Annotated in this window: 10 protein-coding genes and 2 pseudogenes; 5 read left to right on the forward strand and 7 right to left on the reverse strand. The window is 69.9% G+C overall.

What is annotated here, in order from left to right:
• Window positions 1–182 precede the first annotated feature (182 nt).
• A complete protein-coding gene (locus tag ACIQVT_RS02135) occupies window positions 183–452 on the reverse strand; it encodes a DUF4190 domain-containing protein (RefSeq protein WP_403746017.1) in 270 nt (89 codons plus the stop codon).
• A gap of 365 nt (window positions 453–817) precedes the next feature.
• On the reverse strand, window positions 818–1,351 hold the full coding sequence (locus tag ACIQVT_RS02140; protein ID WP_403746020.1) for a TetR/AcrR family transcriptional regulator: 534 nt from the start codon (window positions 1,349–1,351) through the stop codon (window positions 818–820).
• An 8-nt stretch (window positions 1,352–1,359) separates the two neighbouring features.
• Between ACIQVT_RS02140 and ACIQVT_RS02145 the strand changes: the two are divergent.
• A pseudogene (locus ACIQVT_RS02145) lies at window positions 1,360–1,473 on the forward strand (SDR family oxidoreductase); the annotation flags it as partial.
• A gap of 671 nt (window positions 1,474–2,144) precedes the next feature.
• On the opposite strand, the gene ACIQVT_RS02150 reads toward ACIQVT_RS02145, so the two are convergent.
• Window positions 2,145–2,738, reverse strand: a complete 594-nt coding sequence (locus ACIQVT_RS02150) for a YdeI family protein (RefSeq protein ID WP_403747860.1) — start codon at window positions 2,736–2,738, stop codon at window positions 2,145–2,147.
• A gap of 405 nt (window positions 2,739–3,143) precedes the next feature.
• Between ACIQVT_RS02150 and ACIQVT_RS02155 the strand changes: the two genes are divergently transcribed.
• The gene (locus tag ACIQVT_RS02155; protein WP_403746023.1) at window positions 3,144–3,695 is read left to right on the forward strand and encodes a GNAT family N-acetyltransferase; all 552 of its coding nucleotides are present in this window, start codon (window positions 3,144–3,146) and stop codon (window positions 3,693–3,695) included.
• A gap of 84 nt (window positions 3,696–3,779) precedes the next feature.
• Here ACIQVT_RS02155 and ACIQVT_RS02160 read toward each other — a convergent pair whose 3' ends face one another.
• The gene (locus ACIQVT_RS02160) at window positions 3,780–3,917 is read right to left on the reverse strand and encodes a hypothetical protein (RefSeq protein ID WP_403746026.1); all 138 of its coding nucleotides are present in this window, start codon (window positions 3,915–3,917) and stop codon (window positions 3,780–3,782) included.
• 677 nt (window positions 3,918–4,594) lie between these two features.
• Between ACIQVT_RS02160 and ACIQVT_RS02165 the strand changes: the two genes are divergently transcribed.
• On the forward strand, window positions 4,595–4,978 hold the full coding sequence (locus ACIQVT_RS02165; RefSeq protein ID WP_403746028.1) for a DUF3566 domain-containing protein: 384 nt from the start codon (window positions 4,595–4,597) through the stop codon (window positions 4,976–4,978).
• Window positions 4,979–5,250: 272 nt separating this feature from the next.
• On the opposite strand, the gene ACIQVT_RS02170 is transcribed toward ACIQVT_RS02165, so the two are convergent.
• Window positions 5,251–5,643, reverse strand: a complete 393-nt coding sequence (locus tag ACIQVT_RS02170; protein WP_362001055.1) for a MerR family transcriptional regulator — start codon at window positions 5,641–5,643, stop codon at window positions 5,251–5,253.
• Window positions 5,644–5,704: 61 nt separating this feature from the next.
• Here ACIQVT_RS02170 and ACIQVT_RS02175 point away from each other — a divergent pair, with 61 nt between their 5' ends.
• Window positions 5,705–7,051: an MFS transporter gene (locus ACIQVT_RS02175; protein WP_403747862.1), complete on the forward strand. Its 1,347-nt coding sequence runs from the start codon at window positions 5,705–5,707 to the stop codon at window positions 7,049–7,051.
• Window positions 7,044–7,847: pseudogene (locus ACIQVT_RS02180) on the forward strand (IS5 family transposase); the annotation flags it as partial. The gene ACIQVT_RS02175 and the pseudogene ACIQVT_RS02180, both read left to right, overlap by 8 nt.
• 307 nt (window positions 7,848–8,154) lie before the next feature.
• On the opposite strand, the gene ACIQVT_RS02185 reads toward ACIQVT_RS02180, so the two are convergent.
• Window positions 8,155–8,823, reverse strand: coding sequence for a histidine phosphatase family protein (locus tag ACIQVT_RS02185; RefSeq protein ID WP_403746031.1), 669 nt, complete (start codon window positions 8,821–8,823; stop codon window positions 8,155–8,157).
• Window positions 8,824–8,859: 36 nt separating this feature from the next.
• Complete coding sequence (locus tag ACIQVT_RS02190) at window positions 8,860–9,612, reverse strand: SDR family NAD(P)-dependent oxidoreductase (protein ID WP_403746033.1); 753 nt, start codon at window positions 9,610–9,612, stop codon at window positions 8,860–8,862.
• Between the last annotated feature and the right edge of the window lie 38 nt (window positions 9,613–9,650).

The raw sequence follows: 9,650 nt of genomic DNA on the forward strand, positions 1-9,650 counted from the left end.
TGGATCGCAAGGCGGAGGAGGGCGTCATGGCGGAGCCATGGCAACCGACGACAACGCGGCGAGGCGCGGTGCCAGACCCCGCGAGCCCGGCACGATCCGAACGAGAGGCCCTAGTACGGTATCCGTCCTGCGCGTCAGCGGTGGGGTGTACCGACTGCGTCCGCGACCGGTGCGGGGCCGGGTCAGCCGATGTGCCAGGTGAAGCTGCCGCCGTTGTTGGCGGCGATGACGAACATCGCGATCATGAGGACGAGGTCGACGACTCCGAGGCCGATGTCCCACTTGGCCATCACGGAGCCGGTCTGACGCAGCGCCACGGCACCGAAGATGATGGCCAGTGGCCCCAGGACGATCGGCAGGATGAAGATGCCGACGATGCCGCAGACGAGTCCCGCGACCGCCAGTCCGCTCGTCCGGCTCGTCTTGTGCGCGCCTGTGCTGTAGGACGACATCGTTATCTCCCTATCTGTCAGGGTTGGTTTCTTTCATCTCCTTCGGTTCCTCTCTGATTGCCCGTCACGGCCGCGGCATGCCTGCGGTGCGGGCAGGGAAGTTCCCCTGCTCTCAGAGCAGTTGACGAGTGCTTCTAGGGCACGAGTCAAGTCACGTACCCGACAGGCGACGCCTGGGGCTGCGCGCCCCCGTAGTTGGGGGGCCGGCGGGTCACGAGGGTGCCGCCGAGCCGACGACAGACAGCGCATCCCGACGCCCCGGCTCGCGACGAACCAGCGAACCGGCCCTTCACCCACGTCGGCGGCGGCTCGCGATCGCTACGCCGACCGCCACCCTCTCCGAGGCCTCCGCGAGGCCGTGGGTGTCACTTCGGCCACGCCGTCATGGCCAGGTCGGCGACCGCCGACAGAGCCGCCGGTGTGGCCCCGTCCCGCGCCTGTCGCGACATGCCTTGGACGACTGCGGCGAAGTACACCGCGAGCGCGTGCGGGTCGGCCGTGGCGGAAAGCTGTCGACCGGCCCGGGCCGCGGCCAGGCGTGCTTCGAAGGCCTCGACGTTGGACACCCGCGCCCGACGCAGATCGGCCGCGACCTCCTCGTCCTGAGGCGAGTAGTTCATGGCGGCCGACGTGATGAGACACCCGGCCGGATGCCGCGGATCGGTGTAGTGGGCCGCCGCCTCCCGCAGCATCCGCGCGAACGCCTCACACGCGTCCGCCTCCTCCGCCGGCGCCCGCCCCATGAACGCCCCGAAGGTGTCGCCGTAGCGGTCGGCGACCTCGGCGAACAGCTCCCGTTTGTTCCCGAACGCCGCGTACCGGCTCGGCGGGGAGATGCCCATGGCCGCCGTGAGTTCCGAGACGGACACGCCCTCGTAGCCGTGCTGCCAGAACAGCACGGTGGCGCGGCCGGGTGGGACACCCCGAGGACGTCGCCGACGTCGTCGCCTTCCTCGCCAGCGACAGCGCACGCTGGGTCACCGGCCAGGTCATCGACGCCACGGGCGGCTCTCAGCTCTGACCGGTGGGCGGCCGCCCGCGACGGGCCGCGCGCCGACACTGATCACAACAGGTCCACATCGCAGGGTGAAGCAGTGCACATGACCATCGCTTGGTGGGACCGTTCGGATAGCGAGAAGCCGGAGCAAGCCGCCGAGGTCTCCCCCGGTGACTATCCGGGCCTGCTGGCGGGCAACCCGATATCCGACACCGAGCGGGGACGTGAGGGGCTGGCCCTGGCCTGGGAAACGGCCGCGGACGCGGATGTCTTCATGGCCGACCTCGCCCTGTCCGTCAACGGCTGCCCACCGAGCCACCGCCGGGACTTCGGCATCAGCGCCTCCGCCCAGCAGACGGCGCACGCACCTTCCCGGCTGGCCCTGCTGATCTCCTGGCCTGGGGCAGGCGCCGGCCCACGCCCGAGTTGTCGAGACCCCGCGGGACCACGTTTCCCTCCGCACAGGGACGGGCGTGGCCCCGCACCGCTCCCGCCAATCGCAGGGGCCGCGCGGCCCGCGGCAAGGGAGGGACGCGGCTGAGGACGGAAAGGATGGATCTTCGATCTTGAGCGGTGCGCCTGCTCAGCGCCTCTGACGTTTCGTCACGCTCAGCGACGGCGACTGGTGGCTACTGCCGGGGCCGCAGGCGCGCCGGGAGTCCCGGGCAGCACACGGCCAGAGCCCCTCTCCGTGACTACGGGTGCAGCTTCTCGCCCTTAGCCAGCATCGCTACGTACTTCTCGATCCGGCGCGCCCGGGTCTCGGCCTTCTTGGCGTCTTGGATCCGGTACAGGATCGCGTAGCGGTTCTGCCGGTCCAGCGTCTCGAAGAACTCCGCCGCGGCCCGGTCGGCGGTCAGGGCCGCCGCGAGGTCGTCCGGCACCGTGGCGGTCCTCGCGCCGTCGTAGGCCGCTTCCCAGCGGCCGTCTGCCTTGGCGCGGTCGACCTCGGCCTGTCCCGGCGGCCGTATCCGGCCCTGCTCGATCAGGGCCGCCACCTTGTCCCGGTTGGCCTTGGACCACTTGCTGCGCGGCTTGCGCGGGGTGAACCGTTGGAGCCACCACTGGTCGTCGAACTTCGCCTTCTGACCGTCGATCCAGCCGTGACAGAGTGCCACGTCGAGCGCCTGGGTGTAGTCCAGCGCGGTCACTCCGGGGCCCTTCTTACGAAGCTTGAGCCAGATGCCCGACGAGAGGGCGTGGTTCTCGCCGAGCCACGCATCGAACGCCTCAGCGGATTCGAATGCGACGATCTCCAAGTCCTTAGTCACCCTGGCAGCGAACCACACCCGGCCGATTGTCGTCACCCGTTCGGGCACGGTGCCGGATGCAGGATGGCCGTGGACCTGCGTGATCATCTCGGTTCCCGACGGAAGGACGATCATGCAGGAGCCACGGGCGTGGTCGACGATACGACCTTGCTGCTCGACCCGGTCGCCCACTGCGGATGAGCTACGGGCTCGGTGGCGCAGTCAGCCCCGGTCCGACCAGAAGATCGGACCGGGCTCCCCCCGTACCGGCATGCCTCCGCTCTCTTGATGTAATAATCATTTTAGGAGTTCACCTATTACTTCAAGGGGGAAGTCTTGTCCTTCGCGCACACGGCAGACGCCGTACGGGCATGGGTCCACGGTTGGTCCGCTTCGCGCGGGGCAGCCGAACCGGTGGCCTCCGCCTGGGGTTACACCATCGACGTGGGCCTGCCCGCACACGTCATGCGCCACGTCGTGCACTCCGCGGACGAAGCGACCGTCCACGAGATCACCAAGCTCGCCACCGCACCCGGCGTCTGGCTGAAGACCTTCGTCGCGCCGGAAACGCTCGAACCCTGGCTCGCTCCCGGCTGGCACCTCGCCGGCGGACCCGGCTACCTGATGTCCGTCTCCCTGCCCACCGCCCCCACCCCGGCCCCCGAGGGGTACCGGGTGGACACCTGGACACGTGACGGTGTCACGCGCGCTCTGGTGCGTAACCGCGACGGTGCTTTCGCCGCGCGCGGCCAGGTCGCCGTGACCGGTCCCACCGCCGTGGTCGACCAGGTGGAGACCGACCCGGGCCACCAGCGCCGAGGTCTGGGACGCCTGGTGATGCACACGCTCACCCACGTCGCCGCACAGCAGGGAGCCGAGGCGGGTGTGCTGGGCGCGACGCCGGACGGTCGGGCCCTGTACGAGACGATGGGATGGCGCGTGTTGGCCCCGCTCACCGGCGCCCTGCGGGGCCCGGACCCGGCCGACAACCGTTGAGGCGGCGTTCGTGCCGCTCGGCCCGGTCGCCCTCCGCCGACGATCCACCGCGGCCACCCCGCGCCCGGATGCGAACGGCAGACCCTAGCCCTCCTCCAGCTCGGCCGGCACCAGCGCACCTCCGCCCGGGAAGGTGAGCCGCTTCAGCGGGTGCCGGTACGGCCAGCTCTCCGCGCGGTGGAAGCAGATGCCAGCGGGCACGGGGACGTCACGCAGGTCCACGCCGTGGGTGCCCGTCGGCAGTCCCGCGGATCCGGCCGCTCCTCCCCCGACCCCGCCTCCGCGGACGTGTGGCGCGAACCGTGCCAGGCACGCTGGGTCACCTTTGGATGTGCGCGAACACGAAAGGTTACCTACCGTCGAACCGAGGGCCGTAGGCCCCCTGACCGCCCGGCGGTCTGAGCAGGTCCGTTTCGATGCGGAAGGCACAGACAGGCATGAGCCGAGCCAAACGCAGCCCCCGCGGCACCGCACGTCGGCAGCCGGCGTCGAGGCAACGGGACACCCCACTGCACATACGCCGGAGCGGGCCCATGGAACGGGAAGGGGCCGTGCCGTCCAGTGGGGACGGCCCACGACCTGTGTCCGAGCCCGACCCGGAGGTACGGTCGGCGGCGCCGCGGACGAAATCCGGCGATCGCACGGTGACGGCCCCGGTGCCCGACGGCCCGGCCGGACCGCGCACCGGCCGCCTCTTCTCCACCGGCGCCGCCGCGGCCCGCCGGTCCGCCCGAGGCGGAGATCCCGCGGCATCCCCGGAAGTGGCCGTCTTCTCACCCGGCGGCCGGGCCGGCCCAGCACCTGCGGCCCCGCCTCCCCCGGCACCGGTCGGCACTTCCCGGTCCGCCGGCCCACAGCCGATGCGGCTCCGTGTCAGTGAGGGGGGCCCGTGGTCGGTGATGCTGACCAGCTTCCTCTTCCTCACCGGCCTCGGCGTCGTCGTCATCACCACCATGACCGTCGCGTGGGTCCTGGTGGAGGTCCTGGCCCCGGACACCCTGCCTTCCCTCGGCTCCGTCCTGACCATCGCCCTCGGCATCGCCACCATGGAGGTCGTCCTCGGTACCGCACTGGCCACGCTGTGCACCTTCCTCTACAACCTGTCGGCGCAGTACAACGGCGGGATCGAAGTGACACTGACGGCGGACCTGACCACACCCACCCCGGCCTACGCCCGAGCCCTCGTGCTCATGACCCGGGCCCGCGCGCGCGTCGGCCGGTACGCCCGAGGTCACATGCCACCCTGGCTGCGCAGAGCCGTACGACACCTCCCGAAGAGGTGACGGGGAGTTCGTCGGCCGGACGTGAGAGAGCCAGGTGTCGCCGGCCTCCCGCTCAGGCATGGCTCGGCCCTGACTCCGAATGTGTGTACTCCGCCTGCTCAGCACGGCCGCTGACCTCGGGGAAACAGGTCGGAGGGCGATGAGGAACACCAGGTGGCCCTCCCGCGCCGGGGAGCCCAGGACCGCGACCAACTGTTCGTTTCAAAATGTGGGTGAGTGTTGCCGCTCCTCATCGACAGAGCCAGGCAGTTGCGGCCGCCGAGCGTTTGCGGTCAGGGCGCCACGTCCGTGGTGTCGAGTAGTACGCACTGATCGAATTTCATGCAACCGCACTCCAGGCAGTCCGCAACTGCCTGCCGCAGGGCTTGGGTCTGCGCGATGTGACGATCGAGTTCGGGCAGCTTGCGCGTAGCCATGTCCCGCCACTGACGGGTTGCGGATGGCGTGGTGTCTTCGGCCAGCAGTTGCGTGATCTCGGCGAGGGTGAAGCCCGCCCGCTGCGCCATCTTTATCAGAGCGACCCGGCGGATGGTGGTCGCGGGCCATACCCGACGCCCGCCTTCGCGACGCGCGCCTGGCAGCAGACCGCGCTCCTCCCAATAGCGCAGTGCCGAAGCACGCACATGGGCTTTTTCCGCGAGCTCGCCAATGGGTAGATACCGCATGCCCGCCCCTCCTCGGTCCGGCCTTGACTTCAAGCATGCTTGAAGCGCGACTGTGACCTGCATGTTCTCAGCCGCACCGGGACGCCTGCTGCCTGGCCCCTACCGTTCACTGTTCGCCGACCGCACCTTTCGGCGGCTGATGCCGGTCTTCGCGTTGTCCGACCTGGGCGACGGCATGACCGTCGTCGCGGTCGCGTGGCTTGCGCTCGCACTTGGCCCGGACGGCGGCCAAGGCGCGCTGGCGGGCATCGCTGTCGCCGCCTATGTCCTGCCCGGCGCGCTGGGCGCCCTGGTTCTGGGCAGGTGGATGCGCCGGCTGCCCGCGCGACGGCTCCTGGTTACCGACTCCACGCTACGGGCCGTACTGCTGGGGGCGGTCCCGTTCGCACACATGGCGGGGCTGCTCACCCCGGCCGTGTATGTCGGGCTCCTGGGCGCCTCCTCGCTGCTGCACGCCTGGGGCAAGGCCGGAAAGCACGCACTCTTCGCCCCTTTGCTCCTCGAAGACGAACGCCTGGCGGCCAACAGCGTGATCAGCACCAGCCTCTGGACCGCGACCATCGCGGGCCCCGCTCTCACGGGCCTTCTCGTGGGCATGGTGTCCCCGGCGTGGATCATCGGCCTGGACGCCGCCACGTTCGCCATGCTCGCCCTCCAGACCGGCCGCACCCCCCTGCCCCGGACACCGGTGCCCCCAGTGACCGGCGGCACACAGGGCGGCCTGAGCATCCTGCGCCGCCAGCCGGAACTGTTCGGCCTGCTCCTCGTGACCTGGGTGTTCAACCTCGCCTTCGGCCCCGTCGAAGTCGCCCTTCCTCTGTTCGTCTCCGATGACCTCGATGCCGGCGCCGGGCTGCTCGGCGCCTACTGGTCCGCCTTCGGTATCGGAGCCGTCATCGGCGCCCTCGCCCTGGGCGCGGCCAAAAGGCTTCCCCTGTGGCCGGCCATGCTCGGCATCATCGCGGGCCACGGCATCGGGATGCTCCCTTTCGCCCTCACGGACACCGCCATCCCTTCCTTGATCGGCTTCGCTTTCGCCGGACTCGTCTACGGCCCCTACTCCGCGCTCTCTTTCACTCTGATCCAGGACCGCGCACCCGCCGACTCCCTCACCACGGTTCTGGCCGCACGCAGCGCCGTACTCCTGACAGCTTCTCCCCTCGGAGCCGCCCTCGGAGGCTTTCTCCTCGACCGGACCAGCGCACCCGCTGTCCTCGTCGGCTGCGGTGCGCTGATGATCCTCACCGTCCCCACCAGCATCGTGGCACTGAAGCTCTGCGGAAGCCGCCGACGACGGCATCAGCCCGCGCATGCTCCGGCCGAGCGGGCGAGGTGTACCGACCGGGATCGGCCGGCGCCACAGCACTCACGTCGCTGCGACCGGGCCGAGGGCTCGACACGTGACTGACGATCTCGTTCCTGATGACCTGTGGGAGCGTGTCGAGCCCTTGCTTCCCGCACCACCGGCGCGCAGGCACCGATGCCCCGGACGAGTGCGCACTCCCGACCGGGTGGCACTGGCGGGCATCGTGTACGTCCTGCGCAAGGGAGTGGCGTGGAGAGACGCGCCCGCAATGCTGATCGGTTGCTCAGGAGTCACCAGCTGGCGACGCTTGCGCGATTGGACCCAGGCCCGTGTCTGGCCGCGCCTGCATCAAGCACTCCTGACCGAGCTACGGACCGCAGGAAAGCTGGAGATGGACGACTGCGCGATCGACGGTTCACACATCAGAGCCTTGAAGGGAGGGGGAGATGTCGGGCCATCGCCGGTTGACCGCGCCCGCCCAGGCTCCAAGCACCACGTGATCGTTGACCGGCACGGTACCCCGCTGGCGGCCTCTCTGACCGGAGGGAACCGTCACGACGTGACGGAATTGATCCCGCTGCTGGACGCAATTCCGCCGATAGCCGGGCTGCGCGGACGGCCCCGCAGCAGGCCCAAGCGCCTGTTCGCCGACCGCGGCTACGACTTCGACAAGTACCGTCGGCTGCTGTGGAAACACGGTATCAAACCCGTGATTGCCCGGCGTGGTGCTCCGCACGGTTCTGGTCTCGGACGCACCAGGTGGGTGGTGGAGTGCACCTTCGCCTGGTTCCACCAGTTCAAGCGGCTCCGCATCCGCTACGAACGCCGAGCGGACCTCCACCAAGGTCTGCTCGAACTTGCCTGCTCGATCGTCTGCCTCCGCCGACTCCGGAAGGCATTCCGAAACGATCAACAAGTCCAGGATCGCGACCAGGTGTCGTCGCGTGGTGTCGCCGTCCCGCAGTGCCTCCACCGCGGCCACACGGCCGGGGAGGGCGGCGGCACGCGCTGCGAGTCCGGGGACGTCGAGCGGGTCGGGCGGTGTGCGCCGCACTCGGGCACCGAGGGTTTCGTACCGCGCGTGCACCACGCCCTCGGCCTCGTGCAGGGTCGCCCCCGACGGACGCAGCGCCTCCCGGACGGCCTTCACCGCGAGGGTCACCGGCACACGTCAACCACCTCGCGACCGAAGGCGCTCGGCCCCCTCAGTCGGCCCCGTCGACATGACTCGCCCCGTCGATGTGCTTCGCGTCGTCGAAGCGGAGCAGGTGCCATCGAGAGCCGTCATGGGCGAACTCGTTGATGGAGGTCGTCGCGGGTGTGGTGTCCGTGAACAGCACCGGTGGCTCGACGTCCAGCAGCGCCGACATCGCCGCGGCGATCAGACCGGCGTGGCACACCACGACGACCGTACCGCCTCGGTGGCGGGACATCAGGTCGGCGAGAACCCGGCCCGCCCGCGTCCGGAACCGGTTCCACGTCTCACCGCCGGGGGCGAAGGGCCGGTCGGGGTGCGCGGTCATGTCGAACGTGCCGTGGGTGCGCCGGTACTCGTCGATCGAGAGGCCGTCGGCCGCCCCGAAGTCGAGTTCGCGGGCCCGTGCCTCCACGGCCGGTGCCCCGAGTCCCAGACCGCTCGCCAGGATCTCGGCCGTCTCGCGGGCCCTGCGCACCGGGCTGGTCAACAGCGCGTCCGGCCGGAGTGGTTCGGCCGTCAGTCGTGCCGTGAGCCGCGCCGCCTGTTCCCGGCCCAGCTCCGTGAGGCCGGGGCAGGTACCGGGGCCCGCGATCAGTCTTTTGACGCTGGCGTGCGACTGCGCGTGCCGCACCAGCCACACGTGGGTCGGGGGGTTCTGTTCCTGTGCGTACGCCATTCGCGTGATGGTCCTTGGATCGGCCTGCTGCGCAGGTCAGTTGAGGTCCCAGCCGCCGTCGACGGTCAGACTCTGGCCGGTGACGAAACCGGCCTCGGGAGAAGTCAAAAACGCCACGGCCGCGGCCACGTCTTCGGGGCGCCCATGCCGTTTGATGCATTGCCGGGCGAATTCCCGTTGCCGCCAGGACGGGTAATCCGGGTGAGACCGTTGATCGGTACTCAGCTCGATCGAACCCGGTCTGACGGAATTCACCGTGATCCCGTGCGGGCCGAGTTCGCGGGACAGGGCGCGGACGAATGATTCCAGGCCGCCTTTCGCCGCGATGTACGGGGCGAGTTCCACGCGCCCTACCCGCGTGAGCACCGTGGAAACGGCCACTATTCGGCCCGTCCCGCGTGCCACCAAATGAGGTGTGGCGGCCCGCGCGCAGGCTATGTGCGCGAGGAGATTGACGTCCAGGGCCGAGCGCACATCGTCCCATGTGGTGTCCTGCCACGGCGTGTAGGTGTACGCCCCGGCATTGCACACGAGGACGTCGAGCCTTTGACCGCACGCGGCCATGGATTCCTCCAGGCGGTCCATGGTCTCCTCGTGCGTGAGGTCCCCTACCACCGTGGCGAGGATGTCCGCACCCGCCGCCGTCACCCGTTCGGCGGTGTCGTCGAGTCCGGAGTCCGCCGTCAGATGGGTCAGCACGACATCATGGGTGGCGGCCAGTCGTACGGCGATCGCGGCACCGAGGCCCGATCCCGCCCCCGTGATCACGGCGACGCCCCGAGACGACATCACATTCCCCTTCCGCAGCGCGGCTGATCACCCGTGTG

This window comes from Streptomyces sp. NPDC100445, from assembly GCF_044759735.1.
GTDB lineage: Bacteria > Actinomycetota > Actinomycetes > Streptomycetales > Streptomycetaceae > Streptomyces.